We start from the raw sequence: 16,713 nt of genomic DNA on the forward strand, positions 1-16,713 counted from the left end.
ACTGAAATAACAGCCTGACGCTCAGTATTGTGGAAGTTTGCAACCATAGCAGACAGGCGAGAAAGGAAGCCCAAAGGCCCAGTCCCAGCTGATTATGAAGCAAACTCAAACCGGAAAACGGCGCCATCGCAATGCCACCACCACCCCGGAAATGCGCCGCTTTATCCAGGAGTCGGAGCTCAATGTCAGCCAACTGGCACGGTTACTGAATATCAGTGAAGCAACCGTTCGCAAGTGGCGTAAACGCGAGTCGACCCAGGATCAATCCCATACCCCGCATCATCTGAATACTACCCTGAGCGATATTCAGGAATATGTGGTTGTCGGACTGCGTTGGCAGCTCAAGCTGCCATTGGACAGGCTGTTGCAAGTCACCCAAGAGTTTATCAATCCCCATGTTTCGCGCTCCGGGCTGGCCCGCTGTCTGAAACGCCACGGCGCGTCCCGGCTCGACAATATTGATGCTGCGCACTCGCTGCCGCCGAAACACTTCAATAAGCTGCCGGTCTACAGCGGCAGCAAGATGCAAACCTACACCCTCAACAGCCAAACGCTCGCCGATGCGTTGATGCTGCCCAGTACCGATGAACACACTGTGGTTCAGGTCGAAGCCATGAGTATTCCCATTGGCCAACAGACCCATTCGGTACTCATAGGGATGGATCCCGTCAGCGGCTGGGTCTATGTCGACATCTATCAGGATGACGACACCCACGCCGCCGACCGCTACATAGCCTACGTCCTCAAGCGAGCCCCGTTTGCACTGCGCCGCTTGCTGGTACGCAACTATCATATTTTCCAATCCAGGTTTCCCGCTGCCGCCAAGGCAGGGCGCAAACCCAGGCCGCAACTTGCAGCCACCAATGGAGATGCTCAATGAGCCAAGCACAAGCCTCTCAGATAGACAAACGCCTCAACAAAAGGCTGAAAGACACGCCGATTGCCATAGTCGGCATGGCGAGCCTGTTTGCCGGCAGTCGTTATCTGAACCAGTTTTGGGATCTGATCTGCGACAAGATAGATGCCATCACCCAAGTGCCCGCCGACCGCTGGCAAGTGGCAGACTATTTTGACCCCGACAAGAAAGCCGCCGACAAGAGTTACTGCAAGCGCGGCGGCTTTATCCCGGAAGTGGATTTCAACCCCATGGAGTTTGGTCTGCCGCCTAATATCCTCGAACTGACCGACACCTCACAGCTGCTGTCGCTGGTGGTAGCCAAAGAGGTGTTGGAGGATGCAGGTATCCATGAAGGCTCGGACTATGACCGCGACCGCATCGGTATCACCTTGGGGATTGGCGGTGGCCAGAAGATCAGCCAAAGCCTCAATGCCAGGCTGCAATACCCTGTGCTGAAAAAGGTGTTTCGCGAGAGTGGCGTCAGTGAGCAGGACAGCGAAATGCTGATCCGCAAATTCCAGGACCAATATATACACTGGGAGGAAAACTCCTTCCCTGGGTCACTCGGCAATGTTATCGCCGGTCGGATTGCCAACCGTTTCGATCTCGGCGGCATGAACTGTGTGGTCGACGCCGCCTGTGCCGGCTCGCTGGCGGCAATGCGGATGGCGCTCACCGAGCTGACCGAAGGCCGCAGCGATATGATGCTCACCGGAGGCGTCTGCACCGACAACTCTGCCTATATGTACATGAGCTTCTCCAAGACCCCGGCCTTTACCAGCGACGAGCAGATAAAGCCGTTCGACGCCGACTCCCGCGGCATGATGATAGGCGAAGGCATAGGCATGGTGGCGCTGAAACGCCTGGAGGATGCCGAGCGCGACGGTGACCGCATCTATGCGGTGATCAAGGGGGTTGGCGCCTCCAGCGACGGTAAGTTCAAGAGCATTTACGCGCCGCGCCCCGAAGGCCAGGCCAAGGCGCTGCAGCGGGCCTATGATGATGCCGGGTTCCCGCCCCATACTCTGGGCCTGATGGAAGCCCACGGCACAGGTACGGCCGCCGGTGATGTGGCCGAATTCAGCGGCCTCAACGCCGTAATGAGCCAGGATAATCCTGAGCTGCAACATATCGCCCTGGGTTCAATCAAGTCACAGGTGGGCCATACCAAGTCGACCGCCGGCACCGCCGGGGTGATCAAGGCGGCATTGGCGCTGCATCACAAGGTGTTGCCGCCCACCATCAATGTGAAGCAGCCCAACCCCAAGATGGCAGTGGAGCAATCGCCCTTCTATCTCAACACTCAAACCCGCCCCTGGATGCCAAGAACCGACGGTACGCCAAGGCGCGCCGCCGTCAGCTCCTTTGGCTTTGGTGGCACCAACTTCCACCTGGTATTGGAAGAGCACAGCCCCGAATTACCCAAGCACCCCTCGCGCCTGAGACGCACGCCTTTGCCGCTGCTGTTTTGCGCGCCGGACAAACCTACGCTGGAGCAAGAGATAAGCGCTCTGCTCAAGACGCTGGAGTCAGATGCCCATGACGACCTTGAAACCCTGTGCGCGCCCTATCGCCTCGGCAGCCAGACACAGGTACAAGGCCCCAGGCTGGGACTGCTTGCCTGCGACACCATAGAGCTGCAGCAAAAGCTGCAACAGGCCTTGAACAAGCTGCAAAGCACGGCGGAAGAACAGCCGCAAACCCGTTGGCTACAGCAGGGAGTCGAGTACCGCAGTGGGCCTTTGACTGAGGCCTTGACCGCCGCCCTGTTTGCCGGTCAAGGCAGTCAGTATCTACAGATGGGCTCTGGGCTAACCCAGCTCTATCCCGAGCTTCGCGCCGAATTTGCCGCCGCCGACCGTGAGTTTTCCCGCCAGGGCGTAGCCGACAAGTACGGCATGGGCCCCTTGTCGGCACGGGTGTTCCCGATAGCCAAATTCTCACCCCAGGCCAGCAAAGAGGATGAACTGGCACTGGCCAATACCCGCTTTGCCCAAAGCGCCATTGGCGCCCTCGGCATGGGACAGTTCACTCTGCTTTGCCAGGCCGGATTCCAGGCGGATATGCTGGCCGGTCACAGCTTTGGTGAGCTGTCGGCACTGCGCGCCGCTGGTGCCTTGAGCCGTGAGAGCTATTACGCGCTGGCCTTCGCCCGAGGCGATGCCATGGCCAGTGTCCCCGAAGATAAAGATCCGGGCGCCATGAGCGCCGTTATCCTGCCTTCAGCCGCTGAGCGAAATACGCTCGAGCAACTGTTGCAGACTGAACCCGAGGTGCAGATAGCCAATATCAACAGCCCGGTTCAGCTTGTGATTGCCGGCGCGAGTGAAGCTGTGGCCCGGCTCAACCTCAAGCTGAACGAGGCAGGTTTGCGCGCCATAGCGCTGCCGGTATCCGGTGCCTTCCACACTCCGCTGGTGGCCCATGCGCAGCAACCCTTTGCCGAGGCGATTGCCCGCCAGGGCTTGAGCGATGCGAAAACGCCTCTGTATGTCAATGCCACAGGTGACAAGCTGGCACAGGATGCCGAAAGCCTCAGAGCCAACCTGGAGCAGCATATGCTCAAGCAGGTGCGCTTCAGTGAGCAGATAGAGAGCATGTACCGGGACGGCGCCAGAATATTTGTCGAGTTTGGCCCGAAAAACACCCTGGCCAGGTTGGCGCAAGCCACCTTGGGCGATCGCGCCGCCGAATGCCTGTTCCTGTCGCTGGACAGCCCAAGCTGTATCGATTCACTGGCCGCCGACACTGAGCTGAAGCAAGCCCTGCTCAGCCTGGCATTGGCGGGCCTGCCTCTGACAGATCCCGATGCCTATCGCGCCGTACAAACCCAGGCCAAACACAAAGCCTCACCGATGACTATCAAGCTCGGTGCCAGTAACTATATCAGCCCGGCGACCGCCCAGAAGATGGCGGCCTCACTCAAAGAGGGCCGGATCAGTCAACAGACAAAAATAGTCGAGAAAGTCGTGGAAAAAATCGTCGAGATCCCAGTTGCGGCCGCAAGCCAAAACCCGAGTCAACCGAGCCAAGCTACAGCGCCACAGGCAGCAAATGGCCACCCAGCGAACAGCGGCGGCAGCGGATTACAGCAGTTTTTCAGCACCCAGCAACAGTTGGCCGAGCTGCATCAGCAGTTTCTGAATATCCCGCTGCAATATGGCAACAGTGTACAGCAACTGCTCGCCGAGCAAGTAAAACTGGCAACGGCAGGTAAAGCGATTCCTGACAGCCTCAACCAGACCCTGGCCATGTTCCACCAGCACCAGGCCGAGACGTTGAAGATCCACAACGACTTTATTCAATCGCAAAATCTCGGTGCCCAGCAGTTGTTGCAACAACTTCAGGGCGGCGCTGTGTTACCAAATTCTGTGTTGACCAATGCTGTGTTGACCAAGATAGAGCAGGCCCAAGCAGTACCAGTGTCTGTGTCTGTGCCCGTCCAGGCCGCAGCGCCTGTAACTCACGCCGCAGCGCCAGTAAAAGCAGCAAGCTCGCCACAGCAACCCAGCCAAGCGCTACAGAGCCGGCCTCAAGCTCCAGCCCCAGCAGTAGCCGAAACCACAGCCAAGCCAAGCACAGGTGTTGAAGAGCTGATGCTGCAAGTGGTGGCCGACAAGACCGGCTACCCCACGGAAATGCTCGAGCTGGGGATGGATATGGAAGCCGATCTCGGTATCGACTCCATCAAGCGGGTGGAAATTCTCGGCACAGTGCAGGATGCCTTGCCTGAGCTGCCACAATTGGATGCCGCCACCTTGAGTGAATGCCGCACTCTGGGGCAGATTGTCGATTATCTGCAGCAAAGCGCCGGTGTGGATTCCAGTGTACAACCCGAGCCAATTCAGCCGAGCCCTGCCCTGTCAAACGCGGCTCAATCAAACACAGCTAGTGATGTGACGGCACTGATGCTGCAGGTGGTGGCCGACAAGACCGGCTACCCCACGGAAATGCTCGAGCTGGGGATGGATATGGAAGCCGATCTTGGTATCGATTCCATCAAACGGGTGGAAATTCTCGGCACAGTGCAGGATGCCTTGCCTGAGCTGCCACAATTGGATGCCGCAACCTTGAGTGAATGCCGCACCCTGGGGCAGATTGTTGACTATCTGCAGCAAAGCGCCGGAGTGAACGCCAGTGTTCAGCCACCCCGGGTTCAATCAAACGCAGCTCAATCAAACACAGCTCATGCAAATCAGAATGATGTCACGGCTCTGATGCTGCAAGTGGTGGCCGACAAGACCGGCTACCCGGCCGAAATGCTCGAGCTGGGGATGGATATGGAAGCCGATCTTGGTATCGATTCCATCAAACGGGTGGAGATCTTGGGCACAGTACAAGATGAATTGCCTGAGCTGCCGCCGCTGGACGCCGCAACTCTAAGTGAATGCCGCACCCTGGGGCAAATTGTCGACTATCTGCAGCAAAGCGCCGGAGTGAATTCAAGCGTTCAGCCAAGCCCGATTCAATCAAACACAGCTAGTGATGTGACGGCACTGATGCTGCAAGTGGTGGCTGAGAAGACCGGCTACCCGGCCGAAATGCTCGAGCTGGGGATGGATATGGAGGCCGATCTCGGTATCGATTCCATCAAGCGGGTGGAGATTCTCGGCACAGTGCAGGACCAATTGCCTGAGCTGCCACAATTGGATGCCGCAACCTTGAGTGAATGCCGCACCCTGGGGCAGATAGTCGATTATCTGCAGCAAAGCGCCGGAGTGGATTCAAGCGCGCAGCCTGAGCCAGTTTCAAATCAGAGTGATATCACGGCAATCATGCTGCAGGTAGTGGCCGACAAGACCGGCTACCCGGCCGAAATGCTTGAGCTGGGGATGGATATGGAGGCCGATCTCGGTATCGATTCCATCAAGCGGGTGGAAATTCTCGGCACAGTGCAGGACCAATTGCCAGAGCTGCCACAGCTGGACGCCGCAAGCTTAAGCGAATGCCGCACCCTGGGGCAGATCATAGATTGTTTTGCCGGTTCAAACGCTGAGCATGCCGCCGAGCCGCTAACCCAAACCGATGAGACGCCAAACACTCAGCCGAGTGTGGCCTTGCCGCCCCATGCGGGAGTCAGCCTAAAAAAGCTGCCGGCGGCAGATAGATTCTCAGGCGCAAGCGCCGAGGCTCTGTTTGCCGCGAACAGCTGTGCGCTGCTGCTCGATGACGGCCACAACGCCGGTGTCCTGGCCAAGAAACTGACAGACAGTGGCATCAATGTCACTCTGGTGCGCCCGGCGGCAACCGATTCGCAATCGGCACTGGATAGCAAACTGCCAATCCTGACTCTGGCCAGCAATGATGATGCCGGTGTCAAGGCGCTCATCGCCGGGCTCAAACAGCAAGTGGCCATCTATATCCATCTGCAGCCACAACTGCCGCGGGAACAACTCGAAGAGTTGATGCCGCTCAACATCACGGCCAAGACTCAGGTACAACTGAGCTTCCTGTTCGCCAAGCATTTGAGCCCAGCCTGGCAAACGCCGACAAAAGGCCGCCGCGCCTTTATCACTGTGGCGCGCATGGATGGTCAGCTGGGTTTCAGCGGTCAGCCCTGTGAATTGAATCAGAGCGCCCTGTTTGGCTTAACCAAGACCCTGGCGCAGGAGTGGCCTCAGGTGCATTGCCGCGCGTTGGATCTTGCTCCTGAGCTTGATGCCTCGGCGCTGGCCTCGCAAGTCATGGATGCGCTCTACAGCCCGAGTCAGGATCCGTTGGAGTGGGGCAAAAGCGCCGCCGGCAGAGTGACCCTGGTAGCGACTTCGGCCGATGACCAGAATGCTGCCGATACAAGCCTGGCGCCATGCAGACTCGATAGTTCAGATAAAATACTGGTGACCGGGGGCGCAAAAGGCGTCACCCTGGACTGTGCCCTGGCGCTGGCCCGCCAAAGTGGTAGTCACTTTATTCTCGCCGGTCGCAGCAAGGCCTTGGCATTGGAAGCATTCCCCGATTGGGCCAAGGGGCTTGAGAGCGGTCAGCTAAAAGCAGCCGCAATCACCGCGCTATTGGCCAAGGGGCAAAAGCCCTCGCCCAAGGAAGTGGAAGCCCTGATAAAACCTCTGGTCAACGCGCTTGAGATACACGCAGCGCTCAAGCGCTTTGAGGCCATAGGTGCCAGCGCCGAATACCTGAGCCTGGATGTCAGTAACCCGGATGCGGTCGCGTCCACACTGGCGCCCATTCAAGCATTGGCGCCTATCAGCGGGCTTATTCACGGCGCCGGGGTGTTGGCCGATAAACACATCGCCGACAAGACCCTCGCCGAACTCGAATTGGTTACAGGCACCAAGGTTGGCGGCCTCTCCGCCTTGCTCAGTACCTTGGCGCCAAACAAAAAGGCCGCCGAGCACTTAAAACTGTTGGCGCTGTTTTCCTCCGCCGCCGGTTTCTACGGCAACACAGGCCAGAGCGACTACGCCATGGCCAATGAAATTCTCAATAAAACCGCTCATCGGCTGCATCATGAGTTGCCAACCACCCGAGTGATCAGTTTCAACTGGGGCCCCTGGGATGGCGGCATGGTCAATGCTGCGCTGAAGCAGATGTTTGAGTCCCGCGGCGTCTATGTGATCCCAAGAGAAGCCGGTGCCAAGCTGTTTGCCGAGGCGATTCTGACCCACTCGGAGCCGCAGCTGTTGATTGGCTCCAGTATGCAAGGCCCGGGGGGCAAACAAGGCCTGAACCACACAGATGTGCCAGAGGCCCAAGCTAGCTCGCAAACCCTGAGTCGCAGCATCAAGCGCCAGGAGCTGGCGCTGCTGAAAGATCACTGCATAGGCGGCAATCCGGTATGGCCGACTGTCTGCGCGCTCCAGTGGATGCTGCAAAGTGCCCAGAGCCTCTTTGGCGGCGATTGGCGCGCCGTGGACTATAAGCTGCTCAAAGGCGTGGTGTTTGACAGTGATGAAAAGCGATTGCAGCTCAGCCTGACTCTGGGAGCCGACGGCGAGCTGCAGGCGAGCATCAGCTGTGATGAGCGGCCTCAGTATCAGGCGACCCTGCTGCCGTTAATGCAGCAACCGTTAATGCAGCAGCCCGCCAGTCAGCCACTGGCACATGTTTCTATGCCCGAAACAGGTGAAAGTGGGCCCGAGATCGGCGAAGGTGAGCTCCAAGTGCGTCAAGGCAGTGAGCTTTATCACAGCGGCGCCCTGTTCCATGGCCCGCAGTTGCAGGCCATTACTGAGGTGCTGCAGTTTGACGATCAAGGGCTTAGCTGCCGATACCGGCTACCGGATGCCGCATCGAGCGAAGAGCGCGCCCTGATCCAGCAAGACGCACTGCTGCAGGCCATGTTGATCTGGGCCCGGCTCAAATACGATGCCGCCAGCCTGCCCTCTTCCCTGGCGGCGCTCTGGCAAAACGCCCTGCTGCCTGAAAATGACACCGGCCTTATTCGCCTGCAGGTGACCAAGCACTCCAGCCGTCAGCTCAGCGCCGATCTGGCCCTGTTCAACGCCGAGGGCCAACTGCAAACCGGGCTGGAAAATGCCAAGGTCACCATTAGCAAGGGGCTCAATGCCGCCTTTGAACCGGCCAAGGCCGCCACAGGTAATAGAGAAAGGCCTTGAGCAAAGCGATAGGCCCTATGCCTCACATTGAAGTAAAGCCAGCTGAGTCTGCGGCCGAAAAGCCGCTGCGGCTGGCACTGTGCCTGGTCGAAGAGGAGCAAAGCCTGGCGCCCAAGCTTAGGGCTGCCTTGCGCACTATCGCGTTTGATAGCAATCAGGCTCCCGACTGGCCTTGGCTGGTGACCGAGGTCAAGGCCGGGGCAAGCCTGAGCCTGGTGCTGCCATCAAAGCAGCGGCTATTGCTGCTAAGCGCAGTCGATGCGGCGCAAGCAAGACTGCATCCCCAAGCCTTGCTGCAGGCCTTAAGCCATGGCGCTCACAAGCCGCAGCAGCTTCTTAAGCAGGCCTGGCAGCAGGCAAAACGCCCGGAGATAGAAGAAAGGGACACTCTGTTTCTGGAGCAATCGCTGGAACTTGAGCCGTTATGCCTGCAACTGGAGGCATTTGCCAAGCGGCGCCTGGCGCAGAAAATAGCGGGGTTGCCTTTTCAAGGCAAGTCTCTGGCGCTGGCCAGTAACTCCCCGGCTATGGCGCTGATCCTCAGCCAAGGCACAGCCTTGAGCGGCTCTTATGATAAAACAGCCTTGAGCGGCTTGGCTTCTGGAAAAGAATCAACCTCTGGCCTTTGCCCCCAAGGAGCGCCCTGGCTTTTACCGCTGACCTTGATTGCCAGCCCAAAGACTCTGCTCAGTGAGGCGCAAACTGCGCTGCAGCAGGCCCAAAGTCGCCTGAGCCAATCGATGAGCACTCATGCTCTGGCGCGCTGGCTGACGGATGAATTAAAAACCCTGGAGCAGAGCTTTTCAGGCACAGCGCCCGAGGGCGGCGAATACTATTCGCTGGTGCTTATTGGCAGAGATGCCACCGAGCTTATTGCCGAGAGCGAATTGCTCATGGGTCAGCTTCAAAAAATAACGTCTTTGGCCGAACTGCCAGAGCTTGAGCTTATTACGCCAAATGGCAGCGTTTTTTGCGCCAAGCCACTGGGCCCTGCTCGCCTCTGCTTTGTCTACCCGGGTGTCGGCACGGCTTACCATGGCATGCTCGGCGCCTTAAAACAGGCCTTTCCCAACAGTTATGCCGATTTTGAGGCCGCGGCAACAGCCGAAAATGTCGCACTATCCACCCTGCTGCCAACAGCCTTGAGCGATGCTTCCAAAGAAACAGCCTTGAGCGATAAAGCAGAGGCCGCACCCAGTCCGGCGCCAACAATGACACTCGCCGAGCAGGCCGTTGCCGGGGTCGGCGCCAGTGTGCTGCTGACGCAGATACTGCGGCGGGAGTTCAAGCTCCGCCCAGCCTTTGCCATCGGCTACTCCATGGGCGAAGCGGCCATGTTTGCCGCCAATGGCGTCTGGGACAAGCCTTTTGCTTTGGTTAAACCTACGCTGGAAAGCCGGATTTTCTCGGAGCAGATATCGGGCGCGCTCACAGCCGTGCGCCAGGAGTGGCAACTCGATGCCAGAGATGCCATCTACTGGAACAGTTTTCTGCTGCGCATTGATGCAGACAGCATCACGCCATTATTGCAAAACCCGGCTTACTCACGGGTCTACCTCGCCATACGTCAGGGGCCAAGCTGCGTGCTGGCCGGGGATGAGGCTCAGTGCCGGACACTGATAAAGACCCTTGGCAAACGCGGCGTTGCCGCCAACCGGGTCACCGCCATGCACACACCGGCGGCCCTGCGTGTAAAGCCCGAATTGACCGCCTTTTATGACAGGCCACTCTCGGGTGAGCTTGAACAGCCGCAGCCCATCTATATCAGCGCCGGCAGCGAGCAGCCGCTCAAACCTGCCAGGCTTGAGCGCCAGCAGATAGCCGAGACAATAGCGACTTGTTTCAGCCAGCCACTCAATCTGGAGTCGCTGCTGCAACGGGCCCGAAAACATGGCGCGCAACTGTTTCTGGAGGTCGGCGCCGACAGCCAAACCAGCAGCATTATTCAGGCGATGGCCGGAAAACAGCTTTCCAGCGATATCAAGGCCTTTGGCTGCGATCGCAAACATAGCGGCGCCGCCGACAACAAAGCATTACTCAAGGCCCTGGCTCGACTCATCAGCCACAGGGTCCCACTGGCCACAGCGGCACTGTATCCACAGCTTGCCCGGCCCGATAACTTAGTGACGTGAGAAAGTGAGAACAGAGTGACAAGTAAACAAGCCGAGCCCATTGCCATAGTTGGCATGGCCGCCCGCTTCCCGGGCTGTGAGGATCTGGACGCCTTCTGGCAACTGCTCAGCGAAGGCCGGGATGCCATCAGCTCCCTGAATGACAGCCAATTGGGCGCCAGTGTCAACGATTATCAAGGCGCAAAAGGCCAGAGCGACCGTTTCTATTGTGATCAGGGCGGTTATATTCGCCAGCTAAACTTCTCGCCCGAGGGCTATGCAAGATCAGCGGATGAGATGGCAACGGGTGCCCAAACCTGGGATCAGCACCTGTTGTGGGCACTCGATTGCGCCCGCAAGGCCCTGCAAAGCGCCGGGCTAACCCCTGCACAAAACGCTTCCGACTTGGCGCGCTGCGGCGCCGTGATGGGCACGCTTTCGTTCCCGACCCGAGCTTCCAACAAGGCCTTTTTGCCGCTGTATCATCACAGTGTCGATACGGCGCTGCGACGGCGTTTCCCCGGCATGCCGCCATTGGCGTCAGCCATAGATGCGGGAACAGACGCAAATACCGGCCCAGGCACAGATGCAAGCATTCGCCATTGGGATACGGATATCGCCGCCCAGGGCTCTGAACTGCTGTGCGATTGCCTGGGCCTTGGCGGCCCCAGCCTGAGCCTGGATGCCGCCTGCGCCAGCTCAGTCTATGCATTGCGCCTGGCCTGCGACTATCTCAGTAACCACAGCGCCGATGTGATGTTGGCCGGTGCCGTCAGCGGTGCAGATCCCTTCTTTATCCATATGGGCTTTTCCATTTTCCAGGCCTTCCCCGAGTCGGGCCAAAGCGCCCCGCTGGATAACCATTCCGGCGGCCTGTTTGCCGGTGAAGGCTGCGGCGTATTAGTGCTCAAGCGCCTGAGCGATGCCCAAAGGGATGGCGATACCATTCACGGCATAATCAGAGGCACTGGGCTTTCCAACGATGGTCGCGGCCAGTTTGTCTTAAGCCCCGCCAGCAAGGGCCAGGTACTGGCGTTTGAACGGGCCGCCGAGGCGGCAAATATCGCGCCATCCCAGGTGGAGGTGATTGAGTGCCACGCCACGGGTACACCTCTGGGTGACAAGGTGGAACTCAGTTCCATGGAGCAGTTTTTCGGCCCTCGTCTGGAAGGCTGCGCCGCGCCTAAAATCGGCTCGGTCAAGTCCAACCTCAGCCACTTGCTGACCGCTGCCGGCATGGCAGGCATCATCAAGTTACTGCTGTCGATGAAACACAAGCTGTTACCTGCTTCGGTGAGAATATCGGCGCCGCTGAGTTCGCCCAACGGCGTGTTTGGCGAGCACAATATAGTGCGCAGCGCCATCCCCTGGCCGACCAAAGCGGGCAATCCCGGCTCGGTTGCCGGGGTATCAGTATTCGGATTCGGAGGCTGCAACGCCCACTTGCTGCTCACAGGGCCAGATACTGCCAAAGAGCTTATTCCGACCAAACCTTCGCCGGAAGCGGCTGAACACCAAGGCACTGAGGGCCTGGCGATTGAGGGCGCCGCCGCGCATTTCGGCGCCGCCGACTCGCTCGAGACGCTCGCCAAGCTGATAACCAAAGGGCAAACGGCCACCAGAGCCCTGCCCCCCAAACGCTGGAAAGGCCTGGAGCGCAACCGCTCTTTGCTCTCCAGCATAGGGCTTGAACAGGCTCCCAATGGCGGCTACATAGACAAGTTTGAACTGGATTTTCTCAAATTCCGCCTGCCGCCCCATCCGGGAGATAGACTGGTGGCGCAGCAATTACTGCTGCTCAAGGTGGCCGATGATGCGATTCGCGATGCCCATCTGCCCATGGGTGGCCGGGTGGCTGTGTTGGTCGCCATGGAAACCGAGCTTGAGCTGCATCAGTTCCGCGGCCGGGTCAATCTGCACAGCCAGATTAGCCAGAGCCTTAACGATGCCGGCATCAACCTAAGCCAAGATGAGTATCTCGAACTCGAGCGTTTGGCGATGGACAGCGTACTGCCCAGCGCCAGCCTCAATCAATACACCAGCTACATAGGCAACATCATGGCCTCCCGGGTCGCCTCCCAATGGGATTTCAACGGCCCGGCTTTCAGTATTTCGGCCGCCGAGCTGTCGGTTCCCCGGGCGTTGGAAGTGGCCGCCAATCTCTGCCGCACCGAGGCGTTGGACGCCGTGGTGGTGGCAGCGGTGGATCTCGCCGGCAGCGCCGAGCGGGTATTGCACTCGGGCAAGCGTCTGCAACAGCTTGGACTGTTACCGGGTGAAGGCGCCGGCGCCTTGGTGCTGAAGCCGTCAGTTGCGCATCAAAGCGGCCGCTACGGCGCCCTGACAGAGCTGAGCTTCAAGCCGTTTTCATCAGAGGCATTAGCAGCTACTGAGACTCTCTCTGCGACAGATTCAAGGGAGCAAGCACTTTGCCGGGACGCACAGCCTGAGATAGATGAGCACAGCCCCAGCTTCAAGGCTTTTCGTCGTCTCGCGGCCACCAGCCACAGCGCCGTCTCGCGTATGGGGCACAGCTTTGCCGCCGCCGGGATGGCCAGTTTGCTGCACTCGCTGCTGCGCCTGACCCAGGATAGGGATAAAGATTCCCACACCCTGCTGATAGATGGCGAGCGCCGCTGCGCCGCGGTTAATTTGCAACAGTCGGCGGAGCAAAAGGCGCGCCTGCAACAGGCGCTCCGCACGCAGAATAAAAAGAGCAGTCAAGGGGCCAGTGAAAAGCCCAGTCCAAAGATAGCCGGCGCAAATGTCCGCCAGCTGTGGCAAACCATCACCCTTGGCGGTGACGCCATAGAGCAGCATATCGCCACCGCCGAGCTTAAACACGAGACCGGCATTCGCCAAAAGCTTGCCCAGGCAAAGAACACTCAAGCCCAGGCAGCGCCTGCAATACACACCAGCAGCCAACAAGTTAACAGTGAACTGACCTTGGAGCTCACTCAGGAACTCATTCAAGAACACTCTCAGGAGCTCAGCCCGGTGAACAATCAGCACGCCCCATCAGCTCTCAGACAATCCGTGCCCGGCGATAAAATTGCGGCCGCCCCCCATAAAGCCGCTACCGAAGCGCACCTGCAGGCACTGGCAGATAATCAACGGCTGGCACGTAAAGCGCACCAGGCCTTTCTCAAGAGCCGTGAAACCGGACTGGCACTGGCCAGCGCCCTCTTGGGCGCCGGAGCTGCGGCCGAAAACCGCTTAAGCGCCGAAAATATCGGCTCAGAAGACAAGCGCTCGGCAGACCAGAGCTCCGCCTCTGTAGCGCCTTTGCCAGCGCGCACGCCCAATGACTCGGTCCAAACGGCTGCTAAAGCTGTTGCCAAAACCATTCCCCCAAAAGCGACATCCCAAGTGCCCAAGGACAAACCCTGTATCTGGAATTATCAGGATCTGGTGCAATACGCCGAGGGCGACATAGCGCCGGTATTCGGCCCCGAGTATGCCGTGATCGACAGCTACCGCCGCCGGGTGCGACTGCCCACCACAGATTATCTGCTGGTCTCCAGGGTGACTAAACTCAATGCCCGTCTTGGCGAATACAAACCGAGCACCATGACCACGGAGTATGATATTCCCGTGGACGCCCCCTATCTGGTCGATGGCCAGATCCCCTGGGCGGTGGCCGTGGAGTCGGGCCAGTGCGACTTGATGCTGATAAGCTATCTCGGCATAGATCTGGAGAACAAGGGCGAGCGGGTCTACCGTTTGCTCGACTGTACCCTCACCTTCCTCGGCGATCTGCCCCGTGGCGGTGATACCCTGAGATATGACATCTCCATCAATCACTTCGCCCGCAACGGTGATACCCTGCTGTTTTTCTTCTCTTACGAATGTTTTGTCGGCGAACGTCTGATCCTCAAGATGGACAACGGCTGCGCCGGTTTCTTCACCGATGCCGAGCTGGCCGATGGCAAGGGGGTCATCCGCACCGAAGAGGAGAGCAAGGCCCGCAATCTGGCGATGGCGAACAAGCGCCAATTCCAGCCCTTGATCCACTGTAAACAACAGGTATTTGATTATCAGCGAATGAGGCAGCTGCTAAGCGGTGATATCGGCGCCTGCTTTGGCCCTTCACATGACTTGGGTTACCGCCAAGCCTCGCTGTGTTTTGCCTCGGAAAAGTTCCTGATGATCGAAGAGGTCAGCAGAGTCGAGTCAAGTGGCGGCGCCTGGGGCCTGGGCCTGGTTGAAGGACACAAGCAACTGGAGCCGGATCACTGGTATTTTCCCTGTCATTTCAAGGACGATCAGGTGATGGCCGGCTCCTTGATGGCCGAGGGCTGCGGTCAGTTGCTGCAGTTCTATATGCTCTATCTTGGCCTGCACAAACACACCCGCAATGGCCGCTTCCAACCACTGGAAAGTGCGCCGCAGAAGGTGCGTTGTCGCGGACAGGTACAGCCGCAATCCAATCGTCTCACCTATCGGATGGAAGTCACCGAAATAGGGCTGACCCCCAGCCCCTGGGCCAAGGCCAATATTGAGATCTTGCTCGACGGCAAGGTGGTGGTGGACTTCCAGAATCTGGGCGTCATGCTCAAAGAAGATGAAGACTGCCACAGGTATGCCGATGACAGCAACCAGGAGCACAGCAGAAAGCCGCAACACCCTGCCGCCTCGGCAAGTGATGCTAACAAGGCACTGAACGCCGGGCGCCAGGCATCCATCAATGCTCCCTTGATGAGCCAGGAAAGCTGCCCGGACTCTCAGCCCATTCACGGCGTGTTCCCGGTCAGACATGTTCCGGCGCCAGTAACACCGGACTACCCGAATCGCAGGCCCGATACTGCGCCCTTTACCCCCTGGCACATGTTCGAGTTCGCCACCGGCGATATTGAGAACTGCTTCGGCCCCGACTTTGCCGCCTACCGCGGACTTATCCCACCGCGCACCCCCTGCGGCGATCTGCAGCTCACCACCAGGGTGACACAGGTGATTGGCAAGCGCGGCGACTTCAAGTCTCCGGCCTCCTGCATCGGCGAATATGAAGTGCCGCCCAAGGCTTGGTACTTCAGTGAAAACAGTCACCCGGCGCATATGCCCTACTCGATTTTGATGGAGATAGCGCTGCAGCCCAACGGTTTTATTTCCGGCTACATGGGCACCACCTTGGGCTATGGCGACACTGAGCTTTTCTTCCGTAACCTCGACGGGAAAGGCACACTGCTGCGCCGGCTTGACCTGCGTGGCAAGACCATCAGCAACGACTCGCGTTTGCTGAGCACTGTCAAGGCGGGCACCAACATCATCCAGAGCTTCAGCTTTGTGCTCAGCGCCGATGGTGAACCCTTCTATGAAGGCGAGGCAGTATTTGGTTACTTCAAGGCCGAGGCGCTGAAAAACCAGTTGGGGCTGGATAACGGCAAGGTGACCGAGCCCTGGGATAAACAGCAGGGGCTTGAGGCCGATGTAAGCTATGATCTTCGCGCCGCCGATTGCGCTCTCTATCATGGCTCTTGGGAGCAAAAACACCTGCGCCTGCCGGGCGGTCGACTCAACTTTGTCGATTCTATCCGCATCTGCCGCCAAGGCGGCCATTCCAACTTGGGCTACATCTATGGCGAGCGCAAAATCGATGCCGCTGACTGGTTCTTCCGCTTCCATTTCCATCAGGACCCTGTGATGCCGGGCTCGCTCGGGGTGGAAGCCATGCTGGAACTCCTGAGTGCCTTTGCCCTGGACGCCGGGCTTGGGAGCCAATTCAGTAACCCAAGATTCGCCCATTGCCTGAGTCAGGTGCAGTGGAAATACCGCGGTCAGATCAATCCCCTGAACCGGCAGATGTCGCTGGAGCTGCATATCACAGCCATAGAAGGTACGCCGGACAGAGTCACACTGACAGCCGATGCATGGCTCGCCAAAGATGGCCTGCGAATTTATGAAATAAAAGATCTGGCTCTGGCCATTGAAGAAGCCTGAGCCCTCAGGCAAAAACAACCGAACAGATAATGAGAGCAACAAGATGACAAGCTTCAATTGGCCCTGGGCCCTGAACCCAAATAGTGATGATGTCTTTGCGGCCACGGATAACTGTGCCAACAACGCAATCAAGGCGCTGGATAAGCCGCTGTTTGTCGCCAGACAAACCAAAGGGGAAATCCTGTTTGCC

The 16,713-nt window shown here is 58.5% G+C and carries 4 protein-coding genes; all 4 read left to right on the plus strand.

Annotation, left to right across the window (positions count from 1 at the left end; genetic code table 11):
- Window positions 1–94 precede the first annotated feature (94 nt).
- From AYI96_RS16520 to AYI96_RS16535, 4 genes are read left to right on the plus strand one after another with little or no spacing between them, the layout of a single operon-like run.
- Window positions 95–880: a helix-turn-helix domain-containing protein gene (locus AYI96_RS16520; RefSeq protein WP_039034214.1), complete on the plus strand. Its 786-nt coding sequence runs from the start codon at window positions 95–97 to the stop codon at window positions 878–880.
- Window positions 877–8,475, plus strand: coding sequence for a type I polyketide synthase (locus AYI96_RS16525; protein WP_144362016.1), 7,599 nt, complete (start codon window positions 877–879; stop codon window positions 8,473–8,475). The genes AYI96_RS16520 and AYI96_RS16525 overlap by 4 nt, the downstream gene beginning before the upstream one ends.
- Window positions 8,472–10,607, plus strand: coding sequence for a PfaB family protein (locus AYI96_RS16530; protein ID WP_144362017.1), 2,136 nt, complete (start codon window positions 8,472–8,474; stop codon window positions 10,605–10,607). Before AYI96_RS16525 ends, AYI96_RS16530 begins: the two co-directional genes overlap by 4 nt.
- A gap of 15 nt (window positions 10,608–10,622) precedes the next feature.
- Complete coding sequence (locus AYI96_RS16535; RefSeq protein WP_260853017.1) at window positions 10,623–16,523, plus strand: beta-ketoacyl synthase N-terminal-like domain-containing protein; 5,901 nt, start codon at window positions 10,623–10,625, stop codon at window positions 16,521–16,523.
- Window positions 16,524–16,713: the final 190 nt, after the last annotated feature.

It is taken from the genome of Shewanella sp. MSW, assembly GCF_007636515.1.
Classification (GTDB): domain Bacteria; phylum Pseudomonadota; class Gammaproteobacteria; order Enterobacterales; family Shewanellaceae; genus Shewanella; species Shewanella indica.

Coding starts and splice junctions, on each gene's coding strand:
- AYI96_RS16520 (WP_039034214.1), top strand. CDS start 95: ATGAAGCAAACTCAAACCGGAAAACGGCGCCATCGCAATGCCACCACC.
- AYI96_RS16525 (WP_144362016.1), top strand. CDS start 877: ATGAGCCAAGCACAAGCCTCTCAGATAGACAAACGCCTCAACAAAAGG.